This window comes from Faecalibacterium sp. DFI.5.82 (assembly GCF_029076575.1).
Lineage (GTDB): Bacteria > Bacillota > Clostridia > Oscillospirales > Ruminococcaceae > Faecalibacterium > Faecalibacterium duncaniae.
In genome coordinates this window covers 1-311 of the sequence record NZ_JARFIS010000505.1, presented here as the reverse complement: position 1 = coordinate 311, position 311 = coordinate 1, and the positions used below count along the sequence as shown (strand labels likewise).

Sequence of the window (311 nt, the reverse complement as noted above, 5' to 3'; positions counted from 1 at the left end):
ATGAGCGATGAGTTTGACATGGTGGCACTGGAGACCGTCAACAACCAGTATCTGGGCGGCGACACTTCTCTTGCCTGCTCTGCCCAGACCCAGGGTGAGATCGACCAGAAGGTGGTGGAGCTGGTCAAGGCCCAGCACGCCAAGGCTGTGCAGATCCTGACCGACAACCGCGCAAAGCTGGATGAGCTGGCCCAGTTTCTGTACCAGAAAGAGACTCTCACCGGCGATGAGTTCATGGAGATCCTGAACAGGGAAGGTTAAACCCCACCGTCAATGCTTCGCATTGCCACCGCCCCTAGCAGGGGCGGCTC

Annotated in this window: 1 pseudogene; it reads left to right on the top strand. The window is 58.5% G+C overall.

The annotated features are described in order from the left end of the window. A pseudogene (locus tag P0G09_RS17625) lies at positions 1-261 on the top strand (cell division protein FtsH); the annotation flags it as partial. Positions 262-311 lie beyond the last annotated feature (50 nt).